The organism is Bacteroides helcogenes P 36-108 (assembly GCF_000186225.1).
GTDB lineage: Bacteria > Bacteroidota > Bacteroidia > Bacteroidales > Bacteroidaceae > Bacteroides > Bacteroides helcogenes.
Genome location: NC_014933.1, coordinates 2959024 through 2974410 on the forward strand (window position 1 = coordinate 2959024; position 15387 = coordinate 2974410).

The following is a 15387-nucleotide window of genomic DNA, read 5'->3' on the forward strand; positions in this document are numbered from 1 at the left end:
TCTGTCGTGTCACTTAGGGAAAGCCACCTCAAGTTCGGTTTTCCTATAAATTCACACACAGCTAACCTACTTCAAAGAATTTATCTCCTCCAAGAATGAGACAAACTTATCTGCTAATGATTTTCTTGAGAAATTAGCTTCTGCAAATGCCCTTGCTCTTTGCCCGCACTCTGCTCTGTATGTATCATCGTCCAATAAAGAAATCAAACCTTCAGCAAAAGCGTTTGCATCTTTAGGAGGAACAACAATCCCCAGCTTATTTTCTTGAATCATATCGGCAAGCCAGCCCGGATAATTATTCAGTACAGCCAGTCCTGAGGATATATAATCAAAAAATTTATTAGGTGAAGTTCCATAGTAAAATGCCGGCACATCAGATAATACCATCAGGCCCAAGTCGGCAGAAGCCACAATTTTGTTTAGCTCTTTCTTAGGAACCGGATTGTAAAAACGACAATTATCCAATTGCTCTTTTCGAGCTCGTTCCATCAAATGCGGTTTCATTTTACCGTCTCCTATAAACGCCAATACAATATCTGTCCGTTGCTTTGCTTTCAACACCGCAGCAGCATCCAACACCGTATCCAAGCCATTAGCAATGCCATGCGCACCTGTAAATACAGCCACCTTATCTGTTGCAGAGACTCCATCCAACGAAAGATTATCACGTGAAGATGGCTTGAATATCTCCAAATCACATCCGTTCGGAATCATTGCAATCCGTTTACCTGATTGGCTTCTTCTTTCAATTCCTTTACAAATTCCGGGAGAGAGGCCAACACATGCATCCGCACAATGATAACTCAGCCACTCCAAAATACTCATTCCCCATAGCAAGAAAGGGTTCTTCATACCTAAAGCCTTAGGTAATTCAGGCCATAAATCACGAACTTCAAATACAAATTTCTTTTTCCTGAAAAGCTTCATTATTATACCGGGAATGCCTGCGGTCAAAGGAGTAGAAGTTGCAAACAGCAAATCATAATCTTCTTTTAATGCGATTTGGATTCCTTTCCATCCAAATTTCACGAAAGTCCATGCCCTTTTTGCAATGCTATCTTTATTAGAATACGGCAGGGCTATTTGAATCACATCTATACCATCTACCATTCCTCTATGAACATTTTTCATCTTAGTTTGCGGCAAATCCAGTTTTGCCGTTTCACCACAAACCATACAAACAGAATGGCCTTTAGCAATCAAGTGCTTTGCCAATTCATAAGAGCGCGTCCCTCCCGCTTGGGTAGGAATAGTAAAATGTTGATGAAAATAAAGCACTTTCATTTTATATAACTTGAAGGATTGTTTTTATTGAATTATTTTTAGTCTGAAATTCGACTTGTCTGCACTCAGTCGTTTGTCCATAATAATTAGAGCATAATTGTTTCGTATCAACAGCTTTACCATTTGAATCCAAACTAAGATTATCCTTATTGGTATGCCATAGTTGACGCATATTCATATTTTTAGGTTTACCATTTATACAATCTTCTATCTCCCATTTACATATATTTTTCCATTTCACAATCCTTCTACAATGTTTCATAGTCTTATTCAGATAAGTAAAGCAGGACACCTTTCCTTCAAATATATAAGCGTCCTCTGTTTCTTTCAATGAACTCCATTCGGCTTGCGACCAATTATACCAAATAAATCGAGCTCCTTTCAACATCTGGTCATATCCTTCAAGCATTATTGTATTATGAGATTCCGTACCCATAAAATAACGGAGCAACTTCTCCGTTGTATTGTATTTATAACTGCCTCCATCAAACAGCAAATTCGCTCCCCGATGCCAAATATCCAAATGCAAGTTATCCGCATGTGCAGGTCGGTTCTTATATCTTCCACATCTGATAAAAGAAAAAGTATCTTTTTCACGAATGCAATAATACCCTCCCTTGTCAAAAGAGATGCAACCAAACTGTTTTTTTATTGGTGGATACATCTGTCGATTTACTTTCCACCCGCACAGGAGCCATTCCCTATCCTCATATTTTCGACCATACAGATGTTCGGAAGTAAGCAAATAGTGCAACACATCAAGTTGAGGACGATAATCACGATAATCGCAATCATTAAGTTTAAAAAACAAAGCTCCATCATTTGAACCATAATTGGGCAACCAACCAGTCGAATCATCCTGACATTGATACAAGAAATTCACAGACTGATAAGCACGTTCATATACTTCCTTACAAAACAGCTCTTCATTTCTGTCAGCAAGAGTAATGGCCCATGTCAAAAGCTGAACCACTACCCGATGATAATTCATACTGAATTGCAAATAAGTACCATCTTCTGCCACCTGGTATTTTATCTCTTCCTCAAACCATTTCTTCCCCTTTTTCTTCCATTCTACAGCTTCTTGAAATTGAGGGAACAACATACCGACTATATATAATGCCAATGTTTCCGTTATTGCATGATTATTGCGTACAGCAATCCGAGAAAAGTTTATGTTTGCACGTACATGCTTCATCTGCCCATAAACAGACTGAATGATTAACTTGAAAACATCCTCCGTCAATTCAACCGAGTCTTTATAATAATAAAGGGCGAATATCCAATTCAACACACGCAAAGATATTTCCTGACTGCACTTATAGTTAGGTCCACAATTAAGAGGATTTTTCAGAATCCAGTCCTCTATTTGAGAAAACACGAAAGAAGCATGATTTTCACCGGACTTCTGGTCATAGCGGATAATATCGTAGAGAAAAGAAAAGCGGGACTTCTCCCATACATATTTTATATCTCCCGCTTCAGGCACAATATCCTCTACTTCCGTCCAATGTACGTTAGCATTATATTTATAATTCGTATCAGGATTTGTCATCCAGTCATAATCCGTCCCAAGATTATACCAAGTGGCTGAAAAGAAACAATACTCACCGCGCTTCATGCGATTAACTCTCTCTGAAAGAACTGTACTATCGGTATCTGTCAATTCTATATTTTTTCTATTCGAGAAGAAAAAGGGCATTGCATGCTTTCTCCAATCCGCCAATGACAAATATTCTTTATTCTCCCAAGAAACCGGATATGATTTTTTCAATATTCCCCCTTTACGGCATATCTCATACTGAATACGAAACAAGAAGTACTTCATTCCCATGTTACGAAATAGCTGAGAATAAAGAAGAAGTTTATTCATAAGGAACGCTGAATTATTCTACCTCAATCCACTTGTTCTGCTTCAAGCTATCAATGCAAGCAAATGACGCTTTAGTCGTATTTACAATGGAGTCAAATGGGATTAAAGCCTCTCCCCCTTTCCGTATTCTATCATTCAATAACGCAAATTGAGCAGTATGCCCTTTATCCATGCCTTTTTTCATTTTAGAGAACCCTTTGCAACCATATCCCTTCAATTCTCTCCAATTATCAAGAACCAGTATCTTTTCTTGTGTATAGATTTCTACTCTTTCTTTCGAATAAGACTTACTACCATTAGCAAAATAATTTATCACAGCATTCGTTCCATTCTCATATCTTAACAAAATGCTTGCATTATCCGTATTCTCTTCCGGATTTTCACCCATTGCATTCATACATACGGCAATAACTTTGCTATCTGCAAAGAACGAACACAAATCAATAAAGTGGCAAGCCTCGCCAATGATACGTCCTCCTCCCACTTTCAAATCATGCACCCATACTTCAGGCGGTATAAATCCGGCATTCATGGTTGCTACAATATTCTTTACTCCGTTTCCGGCAAGTTGTTTCATTTTTACCGCAAAAGGAGAAAAACGTCGGTTATACCCCACAGTCAATGTTACTCCTTTCTTTTGTGCCTCCCGATAAGTTTCAGTTATCTCATTCAATTCTGCTTGGTTCAAGCACAATGGCTTCTCCACAAACACATGTTTCTCCGCTCGTAATGCATCCAGCACCATTGAAGCATGAAGATTATGACGGGTGGTAATCATTACTAAATCAACGGCTTCATCTTTTAAAATCTCCTTGTAGTCAGAAGTTGCTTTCATGGCTCCGGCCTTTTGAGCCAAAACTTTTGCGGATAGTCCTTGCGCACTCGCAATGTACCGAATATGTGCCCCCGCTTTCATCAAGGCAGGCAGCATCGTTGCCGATGTAAAATTTCCGGCGCCAATAATCCCTATTTGACCTTTTGTTGCTGAAAAGTTAGCAGATGCAACCTCAACTATTGTATTCCGCTTTGCATCAACAGGATATTTCAAGATAGAAGCGATAGAGCCATGCTTGCGCATATCCCCATATATCTTTTCATAATCATCCAAATCCACTTCTTCAGTAATCAATGATTTCACATCAATATTCTCCATAGATATTGCTTGCAAAATAGTGTCAAAGTTTCTTTTTTCTGTCCAGCGTACAAAAGGCAACGGATAATCTATCCCCTTGTTTTCATAATCTTCATCATAACGTCCCGGTCCATAAGAACAAGAAACTTGGAACGACAGTTCCTTTTTATAAAAATCATCTCTGCGAATATCCAATCCTATCACACCAACCAGCACGATACGCCCCCTTTTTCTTGACATCTCAGCAGCTTGATGAATCACTTCATCTGTTTTGGCAGAAGCTGTAATCAATACTGCATCAGCTCCGTAGGAGGAAGTTTCTTCAAGGACATATTTTACAGAATCTGTTCCTTTTGCCGGATTTATACCTATTATTCCCTTAGTACGTGCCAATGCTACCTTCTCTTCATCAAAATCAACGCCTATAACTTTACAACCATTTGCCTTCAACAACTGTGCTGCTATCAATCCTATCAAACCTAATCCAATCACCACCACAGTTTCTCCCAACTGTGGTTTCAACAAACGAATACCTTGTAAACCTATAGAACCAATTACTGTAAAAGCAGCTTCTTCATCCGATACATTTTCAGGTATCTTAGCTACCAAATTCTTTGGAACACATACATATTCAGCATGTTGACCGTTAGAAGCAACTCTGTCACCCACCTTAAATTCTGTCACTCCGTTTCCCACAGCAACCACTACCCCAGAATTACAATATCCTAAAGGTAATGGCTGTCCCAACTTATTAAAGACAGCTTCCAACGTAGGCTGCAACCCGTCTGTTTTTATCTTGTCAAGTACCTGCTTCACTTTATCCGGCTGCTGGCGAGCTTTTTCTATCAGATTTGCTTTTCCAAACTCAACAAGCATACGTTCTGTTCCTAAAGATACTAAAGAACAGGATGTTTTAACCAAAACATAGCCTGATTTTACTTGGGGAACCGGAACTTCTTCAAGTACCGTCTTGCCCGATTTCATATCTTGAATGATTTGTTTCATAATCAATTGTACACCAATAATGTTTTTATCTCTATTTTAATTCTGCTATAATTTTATCATAAAATCGAATTAATGCCAAATCTGAAATATTATGTTTTACAAATTTCCTTTTATTCTTCAAATTTGAAATATTATCCAGCACAACGAACAGTCCTTCCATGTCACTTCGCTTTACTGCACACACTCCACGTGGTCTATCCACTACATCAGTAGCTACTACGCTTAATCCAAAATCTAAAGCTTCATGTATAGATAAACTGTCTCCATCTGTTGAAGTATAGCGAATGAAACAGTCTGCATAATCAAATACTTTTTGAAACGAATGAGGTCTATTTAATATTATAATATTTCTCGGCAATGAATGATTTTTCTTTTTATACATGCCTGAAGGGTCTGAGATTACTAATCCCCAGTTTAATCTTTTAGCAAAAAATGCTATTAAATCGGATATTCCATAAATCTCCTGCCCATACTTATCTAAAGAATAATTATAAGCATTTGTTATACAAACGAAAGAGAACTTCGTTCGCAATTTTATTAGTTCAGACTTTATCCTATCTTCTAAATCAGGTTCCTCAATAGATGGTATATAAGCTGATAACAATGTGGACCTAAAATTATATTTGATTGCCATATTAAGACTATGATTATTTATCACAATAGGATAAGTACATAGCCTTACAGAACAAAAATCAAAAAAATTCATTACAAAGCCAAAGCGTCCCAAATCCCCATGATACGTTATCAAGGAAGTCTTTCGTTGTGCTAAACAACATATAGCAAAAAAAACTCTCAATATTGGTGAAGAAGTATGTAAATGAACAATATTACTTGCACTAATTGCCTTAATAAAAGAATATATAGTAAATTTATTCAAATCATAAAAAGTATAGTCATATTGCAATTTATCAAGCAATTTAACTAATCTATCTACATGTATTGTTACCCCACCAATAGGAAGAGGTCGTTTACCTATTATTAGTATTTGGCTTTTTATTTTTTTCTTACAAAACATAAATTGCATAAAAATAACATTACTGTATAAAAGAAGTACTCATAGTAAGCAAATGTATTAAAATATAAATCAAACCAACCAAAAAATAAAGCAGTTATAATCAAACATGTATTAGCTGAAAAGATCCAATATCCTTTAACAGACATAATGAATGAAAAATAGGCAACAATTCCCCAAATAAATGAAGTAAAAATACCTCCAAGATATCCACCATAGATAAAAACTGTTCCAAAAAATGTTTTAACATTGGAGGAAGCATCAGCTCCTATTTGAGTCCACAAATCACTAATAACTTCCTGCATTGGTAACCCCATAATTTTATTATATAAATTAAAAAATGGCATAAATAAAAACTGAAAACTAACTCCCATCGGATTTTCGTGGTACAAATATTGAGAAAAGCTAGCTATGCTAGAAGTAAAATAGAAAATTGTATGATTAATAATAAAATCAAAAGGTGCCCAATAGCCAAAAACGAGACTATATGATAAAAAGAAGATAATAAATGCCAGCAACAATAAATAAGCAAAATATTTTATCTTAAATTTCACGTTATATATATATATTCGTAGCAAAATCGCACTTAACAATAATATTAGTATACCGCTTTTTACAGTATACAACGTTGCTAGAAGAAGAGCTGATAAGAAAATATATACATAACCAATATTAAATATTTTTTTATTTCTAGAAGATATGCAACTAAAAGCAAAGATACTAATCAATTTAAAAAACAGACTTATATGAGCAAACATTCCTGTAGAAATTACATTTTCCCAATCATCATCAAACACGAAGTTAAACCTCAATAAATTAATATATATATAAATATCTATGTATATTGCCATAGCAATTCCAACGTACAGTATCTTCTTTCTGCTCCTTAGCAATAATTTTAAATAGTGCTCCGCTGGAAATCGTTTATTCCCTCTACGACATATAATCATGGATAACATTATACCACCTAACCAAAAGAATAAAAGTCCAATACTCCATAGATAAAAGATAGGCAAATATATAGAGTAGAATCCTATCTGTTGTGCAAAAGCAACAGCCAATATTGAAATCAATATCATTGGTAAGCTTAATGCTATTGCAGGCGTATAATATGTACCGTAAAATTTTCTATCAAAATAAATAATACTACAGGATTCAATAATAAATAAGATTAAAGCCATTATTTCCTACCTCTAAATGATCCCTTCAATAAATATTGTATCCACAATGATAATCCTGATAGTTGAAACCTCAATTTAAGCATATCAGCATCATCACTAATACCTATTACTCTCAATTTATATCGGTTCGTATTTCCATCATTCCAGCCTACATCCGTTGTTCTAGCTGTCTTATAACCCGCCAACTTAACACATTCAATTGAATAATTATTATAATCTCCATTTGGATAAGCGAAATGTTCAATGGGGCAGTCACACAATGCCTCTAATTCTTTTTTAGAATTAGCAATTTCGTCCCATTGTTCTTCTTGAGTGCATTGGGGTAATATAGGATGTATACGGGTATGAGACCCAAAAATTACATAATTTTTCAAAGTATTAATATCATCTTTAGTCAACCCATGAGGTGAACTTAATACCATCTTAGGATAATAAAGTTTTTTCTCTTTTAATAACTGCAATCTCCCTATATTTGTACATTTTTTATAAGGTTCTGCCGAATTTCCATTTAAGCATTTCCACCAAAAGGGATGATTTGTAGCTACAACTTGAGAACACAAGTATATTACTGGCATCAAGCTATATATTTTTATTATTGGCAACAATTCTACATTATTCTTATGCCCATCATCAAATGTTATAATTAAAGAATTATCAGGAAGATTTACTTTGGATAAAAAATCATTCATTGAGATTATAACATATTTCTTCATTAAGAATTCTATATGTGACGAAAACACCTCCACAGTAGGATTATGATAAGAAATAATTGTCACTTTTTTACGGTTCCAAAAACGAAAAAATACATCTATATGCAACCAAACAAAAAACAACATAAATATATGTTTCATCATTTACATAATTTTAAAGTTTGCAAGAAGATGTATTTACTAAAATCATTCCTTTTCAATAGTTTAAATATCTCTCTTTGAACAACAATACATTGCATTAATGATGCTCCATAATTACATTTTAATGTAAAAAAAGAAAAGATTATATATATACATACAGAAATAATCCACAAAAATCTATTTTGATATTCTTTCAAATCAGCCAATCTTATAGCATAATGATAACAAGCCTTTCCTATATTATTATTTGATATCCTATTTTGAGACAAACTTACTTTATGATAAATCACAGAAGAAAATAAACAGACTTTTTTTAAAGATTTCTTCTTTAATCTCAAAGAAAACTCAAAATCTTCTTCTCCAAAAAAGAAACGTTCTGTTAGTTTCCCAGTACGACTCATATCAAAAAGAAGAGCACAACCTGTTGCATAATCAATTTCTTTATAACCTGTCTGAGGTACATTTTGTATATGTTCATTAGGATAGTAATAGAAACGAGCACCATACCAACTTATTTTTCCCCCACAATTCCATATACGATTTGATGGATTAAATAAACGAATCTGAGGAACAAATGCCACAAATTGAGAATGTTCTAACGCAAAAGAGAACAATTTAGAAATTGCATTCTCTGCAATTTCAGTATCATTATTCAATAATAGCACATACTTATAGCCAAGTTTTTCAACATACTCTAATGCTACATTATTTCCAGCCGCAAATCCTAAATTATCCGAGTTTCTTATAAGTACTATTTTATCTTGACAGCCAATACTCAACAGCTCTCTTTCTGTATCTATCTCCCCACCATTTCTTGCCTGCTGTTCATTATAACATACACACGTAGAATAGTTGTTTTGACAATAAGATTTCAATAATTCATATTCATCTTGTTCTGAATGATTATCAACTAAAACAATGGTATAATCCATATCCGTCTCTTTTTTCAAGGAGATGAGGCAATCTTTAGTATAATTATAGCCATTCCAATTTAATATAATGATATAAAGTTTTTCTACCATGAAATTATTCCTTTATTTTTTTTAATTCTTTCCGTATTAGAATAAGTAAAAATATCTCTGATATAATCATAGAAACTGCAGCACCTCTATCTTGCAAAACCATTGATAATAAAGAGCATAACAGCAAACTAAAGAATCCTGCTTTCCAAACACAAGCTACAAATTTTTTAGAATATCCCATATTGACTAAACCTATTATACCATAGTAAAAATTCATACCACCAAATAATATAACAAAAGCCATTATTTGTATATCTAATATAGATTTATAATAGTTTTCATTTAAAAATGTTTCTACCAAAATTGGAGAGAAGAATACTATTATTAGTGATAAAATAAATAGTACTAAAGAATATAAACGACCTATCTTATAATAAGATTCTAATCCTCCATTATTACACATTTTTCTTGAAAAAAAAGGATATATTGCGTTCACAAAAGGAGATGTCAACGACTGAAATGCTTTAATTACTTTCTCTGCTGGAGCATACATACCTACCACAGAATAGTTTGTAAAAAAGCCCAATAAAATAATATTAGACTCACGATAGAAATTCATACCAATTGTAGAAAGAAAAAGATACCAACCATCTTTTAACTCCGTATATAACATCCTTTTTTGAGGAAATATAAATTTTATATGCAAATGAAAGGAAACAATATACAATGAAATAATAGCTCCTATAACATATCCTAATCCCTGCAAGAGCAAGACATCATTATAATCATCAGCTCTACGGACTAATACAAAAATTAGCAATACAGATATTAATCGAGACAAAAAGGAAATTAAAGTTATAAATTTCATTCTCTCAAGTCCTTGATACAACCATAATGGTATTATAGTCTGTCCCCAAACTAATAATAATCCACATGAATATAGAGCTGCTTCATCTTTAAAAAATGGAATGAATAATACAAGAAAAGTAACTATCAACGAAACCAAAATATTAAAAACGAAACGCAATAGCATGATAGAAGAATATATTTCCTCTAACATTTTATGATTATCTCGTATAAGGGATACTTTTTTAGTTGCTGAATATTCAAAACCATATGACACAAAAAGAGTAAAATAACTCATTATTGCATAAGCATAAATATATGTTCCATATTTTTCGACTCCTAATACCCTCGTTAAATAAGGTATCAAGATAATTGGAAAAATATAGTTTGCTATATTTAAAACAGATAATGAACAAAAATTTTCAAGAACTCTACGATATTCTTTTTTTAGATACATAATTCATAACAAAGCGAGTTATTCTATCACAAGCCAATCCATCTCCATAAGGATTGACAGCTTTACTCATCTGTTCATAATAATCCTGATTATTCAATAAAGCAGATACTTCATTAACTATCTTATCATAATCAGTACCTACGAGTTTCACAGTTCCCGCCTCCAATGCTTCAGGGCGTTCGGTAGTATCTCGCATCACCAACACTGGTTTTCCAAGTCCCGGCGCTTCCTCCTGAATACCTCCACTATCCGTCAAAACAATCGTTGATTTTTCCATCAAATAAACAAATGAGAGATATTCTAAAGGCTCTATGAAAAACATATTATTTAAGGTAGTTAAGTCTTCACCAAAAACCTCATGGATAGGTTTACGAACATTAGGATTCAAATGCATCGGATAAATAAAGTCCACTTCAGGATATTTTTGAGTCAAATATTTAATTGCCTTGCACATGGATATAAAACCATCACCAAAGTTTTCTCGACGATGACCGGTTATTAAAACAAGCTTCTTGCCAGTAGATAAACGATTTACATCATAACCTGCCAGTTCGAGAATATCCTCCAATTCTTTATCCAGTTTCTTGTCACTTTTTATCTTATTCACTACCATGTACAACGCATCAATCACCGTGTTGCCGGTCACTGTTATGACAGATTCTCTCACGCCTTCGTCCAGCAGATTTTGCCGACTCAACGGTGTAGGTGAAAAATGGTAGGTAGCGATACGACCCGTTATCAGACGGTTCATCTCTTCGGGCCACGGACTATAAATATTATGCGTGCGAAGCCCCGCCTCCACATGACCTACCGGAATTTGTTGATAAAACGCAGCCAAAGCGGAAGCCGTGGAAGTGGTTGTATCGCCATGAACCAAAACGACATCCGGCTGTACCTCTTTCAATACATCACGCATACCCGTCAAAACACGAGCCGTCACATCATATAAATCCTGCCCTTGTTTCATGATATTCAAATCATAATCAGGCGTGATTTCAAATATATGTAATACTTGGTCAAGCATTTCACGATGCTGACCGGTAACGCATACGATGGTCTTGAACTCTTCCGGATATTTTTGAAATTCTTTCACCAGAGGAGCCATTTTTATGGCTTCGGGACGAGTCCCGAAAACCAACATTATTTTCTTCATAAAACAGACGGGGATTTATTATCGTTTGTAAATGCCACAAAAATCAAGAATAATTTTCTTGTCATCATAAGGGAGAGACTTGAAAGGGGTATGAGCTACAAGGAAAACCACTATATCAGCATTGGCATACGCTTCCTGATAGTCAGTCAATTTAAATACATTGTGTTCTTGTACATTGGGCTCTACCACATAAATATTGGCATTATTACAACTTTGCATCACTTTGGTTGTAATATATTTTGCAGGAGCCTCCCGCAAATCATCAATATCCGGCTTAAATGCCAACCCCATCATAGCAATAGCGGGCTTACGATGATGCTCCAACTCAAACTTCAACATGGCATTCTGTACTTTCTCTGCACACCAAAAAGCCTTATAATTATTTATCTCACGAGCAGTAGAAATAATCTTAGACTCCATAGGAAAATCTGCAGTAATGAAATAAGGGTCCACCGCAATACAATGACCGCCCACACCACAACCCGGTTGGAGAATATTGACACGAGGATGCTTGTTTGCCAATTTTATCAACTCCCAAACATTTATACCAGCCTTATCACAAATCAAAGATAACTCATTGGCAAAAGCTATTTGCACGTCACGGGAAGAGTTTTCCGTCAATTTACACATTTCCGCCGTTTTACAATTAGTACGATGAAGCGTACCTTGTACAAACTGACTGTAAAATTCAATGGCTTTATCAGTGGATGCCTCATTCATACCACCAATCACGCGGTCATTATGAACTAATTCGTAGATAACATTTCCCGGCAGCACTCGTTCCGGACAATAAGCAATATAAATTTTATCTTTCAGTTCCGGGCGTAATTCAAATATCAGATTGGTCATCTTATCAGTAGTGCCAACTGGAGAAGTTGACTCAATCACATATAAGTCTCCTTCTTTCAAAAAGGGAATCACTGTACGAGTAGCAGCTTCTACATAAGAAATATCCGGTTCATGGTCACCCTTGAAAGGAGTTGGTACAACCATAAAATAGGCGTCACTAACCTCAGGGGTAGTTGAAGCCTTTAATTGACCGGCCGAAATTACCTCTTGAAGCAATTCTTGCATACCGGGCTCAATGATATGTAATTTACCTTGATTAGTCATCTCAACCACTTTTGGATTGATATCAACACCGGTTATTTGAATGCCGTGTTTAGCGGCAATAATTGCTGTGGGCAAGCCGATATAGCCCAACCCCATAAAACATGCTTTCATTTCACTTATTATTTATTGCATATATTTCTAAAAACTGATAGCGAAAAGTACCAGTTGCATGAGTTCGCCCTCATGCATGGCGTCAACAAAGCTTTCCACACTTCCCAACTGGCGGAAGCGTCCGCTGCCTCACGGTGAATCTTGCGTGCCTGTTCCAACCGGTCATATTCACCCATGTAAGGATTATAGTTAGAATAAATTTCTACTTCTATTCTTCCACTTCTTCCCACGGATAGGGATTGTCCACCACATTCCGGAACTCGGCAATGGCTTCCTGCTGCTCGGCGGTAAGCGGCTGTCCCTCCCAAGAGGTGATAATGGCACGGGCTTCGTCGGCCAAAGGCTCGTCAAAAACCTCACCATAGCAAGCCGTGAGCAGACGGAGCTTGAGCAGCGAGGCAGGAAGGGAATCGAGGACGTCCCAACAACGGTTCAGCACTTCCTGAATATGATCCTGTTTCTCACCGTGGTCGATGAAAGAGGCGCTGTAGCCCATCAAGAGAGCAAGGCAGACGTTGCCCTGTTCTTCGATAGTAGAGCCACCGGAAATAGAATCATACAAGGCCGTGGCCAAGCAGTACACCTGACCGTTGCGACGGGACAATTCATCGCTATAAACAGGACTGCCGTCCGTACCCAAATACATCAGGTCGTGCGCAGCACGCTGAAGGGAGATTGCTTCTTCGGAAAGAGACATGATGAATAATGAATTATAAATTAAAAATTAAAGAGCAGAATATTTAATATGAAAGGTCAGCCGATTACTTCTATCAAATCGGGATGGATGGTGGCCATCGCAACAGCAATGACACCCTGTATCTGAACAACCACACGGCGGTCGCGAGCACCCTTCACTTTCAGGAAAATCCCCTCCTGACCCTCGAAGTCGCCGCCCGTGACACGAACCTTAGTGCCTTTGGAGAGGTTCAGATCTTCGGGACGAAAATAAAGGAGATGGTCGTTGTAAGTTCCGGCAACGGCAATGAAGCGCTGCATCTCATGGTCGGGAATGATTATCTTACGCCCGCTACGGGTATCGGTGATGTATTGCAGGTAGGATACCTGAGACTTGACACGCTTCAATGCGGAAGGAAGGGCATGGACAAAAAGAAGGTTGTGGACAACGGGCACAAGGGCACGGACCTTCCTGCCTCTGCGCAGGCTCACCTTGTATTGCATGGGGACGAAACAGCCTATCTGTTCCTTTTCGAGAAGGCGCATGGCATCCGGCTCCCGCCGGTATGTGGCACGCATGGCGTACCAGATTTCGGTTTCTTTCTCCCTATCCATCTTCGATTGTGTTCAGAAAAGGGCATTCCTCCGGGGCTTTAAACCCCGTACATTATACTGGAATTCAATCAATTGCGAGCATTTTATGTGAAATACGGCAAGCCTTATGCCCATCTTGCCAACAGACTTTTTACAAGTCTTCATCTCTAATTGTAAAAACAACTATGTATCAATATGTTATAAACGAAAATCGTCCAATAGACGTTCGTTTAATGGACACCCCTCTTCCCTCTTTCTCATATCATGCAATTTTTCTAAAAACACACGCAAATCCATAAACTCAGATCGTTATTTAAAAGATTGATATATAAATAGATATGATACTTTCCCAAAAAAAGTATCGCATTATTCATAAAAATATTTTGTAATATCATTTCTTGAAGTTAAATTTGCGTCCATTAAACGAACGTTTAATGGACACCCTCAATAAGCAACAAATCATATTTACAGTCTAATTAGATACACGCAGGCGCGTTATTCTCTACTTTTTTCTAAAGGGTGTGTGTTATACAAATATATACCGGGTATATCCCCCCCCTCTAAAAATATTCATAGCACACACTATAGGAATAAAAATTGAAGATTACAGAAGGAAAAAGAGTGATGTCTCAACTTGAATTGTTAATTTTGCAACTTTTTTAAAAGTAAATATTAATTATTCAAAACGCAATTCGTATGAAAAGTACAAAAAAAGACAAATTGAGATGATGCTTTACAAAGAGCAAGATGTAATGTTATTCTACAAAGAAGGTAGCGAGAGAGCCAACGAGGTGCTGGAATTTCTGACACGCCCCAAGATGAAGCCCAAAGTGGATTACAAGGATAGAAAGACGGTGCTCGGAGTGCTTGTACACCAACTGATAAACAAGAAAAAGGGAAAAGGACTGATTGGCGTCAGACAGACAGCAAAGGCACTACATCAGGCCATAGACTTCATGGATGCCGACGGAGGGAAAAAGCCTGTGGGGGTGGAATGTATTGCAGCAGAACTGAATGCCCTATATCATGAGATGTATCCCGAATAGCACAGAGACATCGGGACGGCAAATGCCAAATTCGTAAAAAACGGTCTTTTCCAGCAAAAGGCCGTTTTTGTTTTTCCCAGAGATTCTCCCCT

General features: G+C 36.4%; 13 protein-coding genes. 1 reads left to right on the forward strand and 12 read right to left on the reverse strand.

The window, feature by feature from the left end; all coding sequences use genetic code 11:
• Positions 1–66 precede the first annotated feature (66 nt).
• From BACHE_RS12115 to BACHE_RS12170, 12 genes are all read right to left on the reverse strand, one after another.
• The gene (locus BACHE_RS12115) at positions 67–1284 is read right to left on the reverse strand and encodes a glycosyltransferase family 4 protein (protein ID WP_013548004.1); all 1218 of its coding nucleotides are present in this window, start codon (positions 1282–1284) and stop codon (positions 67–69) included.
• Position 1285: 1 nt separating this feature from the next.
• Positions 1286–3157: an alginate lyase family protein gene (locus BACHE_RS12120; protein WP_013548005.1), complete on the reverse strand. Its 1872-nt coding sequence runs from the start codon at positions 3155–3157 to the stop codon at positions 1286–1288.
• A gap of 13 nt (positions 3158–3170) precedes the next feature.
• Complete coding sequence (locus tag BACHE_RS12125; protein ID WP_013548006.1) at positions 3171–5294, reverse strand: bi-domain-containing oxidoreductase; 2124 nt, start codon at positions 5292–5294, stop codon at positions 3171–3173.
• A 31-nt stretch (positions 5295–5325) separates the two neighbouring features.
• A complete protein-coding gene (locus tag BACHE_RS12130) occupies positions 5326–6309 on the reverse strand; it encodes a glycosyltransferase family protein (RefSeq protein ID WP_245530875.1) in 984 nt (327 codons plus the stop codon).
• Positions 6288–7487 (reverse strand): DUF6337 family protein, encoded by a 1200-nt coding sequence (locus BACHE_RS12135; RefSeq protein ID WP_013548008.1) that lies wholly within the window; start codon positions 7485–7487, stop codon positions 6288–6290. The genes BACHE_RS12130 and BACHE_RS12135 overlap by 22 nt, the downstream gene beginning before the upstream one ends.
• A complete protein-coding gene (locus tag BACHE_RS12140; RefSeq protein ID WP_245530876.1) occupies positions 7487–8341 on the reverse strand; it encodes a polysaccharide deacetylase family protein in 855 nt (284 codons plus the stop codon). The genes BACHE_RS12135 and BACHE_RS12140 overlap by 1 nt, the downstream gene beginning before the upstream one ends.
• Complete coding sequence (locus BACHE_RS12145) at positions 8338–9360, reverse strand: glycosyltransferase (RefSeq protein ID WP_013548010.1); 1023 nt, start codon at positions 9358–9360, stop codon at positions 8338–8340. Before BACHE_RS12145 ends, BACHE_RS12140 begins: the two co-directional genes overlap by 4 nt.
• A gap of 4 nt (positions 9361–9364) precedes the next feature.
• The gene (locus tag BACHE_RS12150; protein ID WP_013548011.1) at positions 9365–10603 is read right to left on the reverse strand and encodes an oligosaccharide flippase family protein; all 1239 of its coding nucleotides are present in this window, start codon (positions 10601–10603) and stop codon (positions 9365–9367) included.
• Positions 10578–11756: a non-hydrolyzing UDP-N-acetylglucosamine 2-epimerase gene (gene wecB / locus BACHE_RS12155; protein WP_013548012.1), complete on the reverse strand. Its 1179-nt coding sequence runs from the start codon at positions 11754–11756 to the stop codon at positions 10578–10580. The genes BACHE_RS12150 and wecB overlap by 26 nt, the downstream gene beginning before the upstream one ends.
• A gap of 18 nt (positions 11757–11774) precedes the next feature.
• Positions 11775–12980: a UDP-N-acetyl-D-mannosamine dehydrogenase gene (gene wecC, locus BACHE_RS12160; RefSeq protein WP_013548013.1), complete on the reverse strand. Its 1206-nt coding sequence runs from the start codon at positions 12978–12980 to the stop codon at positions 11775–11777.
• Positions 12981–13188: 208 nt separating this feature from the next.
• Positions 13189–13677 carry a UpxZ family transcription anti-terminator antagonist gene (locus BACHE_RS12165; RefSeq protein ID WP_013548014.1) on the reverse strand — a complete coding sequence of 163 codons (489 nt, stop codon included), beginning with the start codon at positions 13675–13677 and terminating at the stop codon, positions 13189–13191.
• A gap of 56 nt (positions 13678–13733) precedes the next feature.
• On the reverse strand, positions 13734–14270 hold the full coding sequence (locus tag BACHE_RS12170) for a UpxY family transcription antiterminator (protein WP_013547673.1): 537 nt from the start codon (positions 14268–14270) through the stop codon (positions 13734–13736).
• A 704-nt stretch (positions 14271–14974) separates the two neighbouring features.
• On the opposite strand from BACHE_RS12170, the gene BACHE_RS12175 reads away from it, so the two are divergent.
• The gene (locus tag BACHE_RS12175; protein WP_013548016.1) at positions 14975–15295 is read left to right on the forward strand and encodes a hypothetical protein; all 321 of its coding nucleotides are present in this window, start codon (positions 14975–14977) and stop codon (positions 15293–15295) included.
• Positions 15296–15387: the final 92 nt, after the last annotated feature.

Bases quoted from the DNA above. Each gene is read 5' to 3' on its own strand.
- BACHE_RS12115 (WP_013548004.1), bottom strand. From the start codon at position 1,284: ATGAAAGTGCTTTATTTTCATCAACATTTTACTATTCCTACCCAAGCG.
- BACHE_RS12120 (WP_013548005.1), bottom strand. From the start codon at position 3,157: ATGAATAAACTTCTTCTTTATTCTCAGCTATTTCGTAACATGGGAATG.
- BACHE_RS12125 (WP_013548006.1), bottom strand. From the start codon at position 5,294: ATGAAACAAATCATTCAAGATATGAAATCGGGCAAGACGGTACTTGAA.
- BACHE_RS12130 (WP_245530875.1), bottom strand. From the start codon at position 6,309: ATGTTTTGTAAGAAAAAAATAAAAAGCCAAATACTAATAATAGGTAAA.
- BACHE_RS12135 (WP_013548008.1), bottom strand. From the start codon at position 7,487: ATGGCTTTAATCTTATTTATTATTGAATCCTGTAGTATTATTTATTTT.
- BACHE_RS12140 (WP_245530876.1), bottom strand. From the start codon at position 8,341: ATGATGAAACATATATTTATGTTGTTTTTTGTTTGGTTGCATATAGAT.
- BACHE_RS12145 (WP_013548010.1), bottom strand. From the start codon at position 9,360: ATGGTAGAAAAACTTTATATCATTATATTAAATTGGAATGGCTATAAT.
- BACHE_RS12150 (WP_013548011.1), bottom strand. From the start codon at position 10,603: ATGTATCTAAAAAAAGAATATCGTAGAGTTCTTGAAAATTTTTGTTCA.
- wecB (WP_013548012.1), bottom strand. From the start codon at position 11,756: ATGAAGAAAATAATGTTGGTTTTCGGGACTCGTCCCGAAGCCATAAAA.
- wecC (WP_013548013.1), bottom strand. From the start codon at position 12,980: ATGAAAGCATGTTTTATGGGGTTGGGCTATATCGGCTTGCCCACAGCA.
- BACHE_RS12165 (WP_013548014.1), bottom strand. From the start codon at position 13,677: ATGTCTCTTTCCGAAGAAGCAATCTCCCTTCAGCGTGCTGCGCACGAC.
- BACHE_RS12170 (WP_013547673.1), bottom strand. From the start codon at position 14,270: ATGGATAGGGAGAAAGAAACCGAAATCTGGTACGCCATGCGTGCCACA.
- BACHE_RS12175 (WP_013548016.1), top strand. From the start codon at position 14,975: ATGATGCTTTACAAAGAGCAAGATGTAATGTTATTCTACAAAGAAGGT.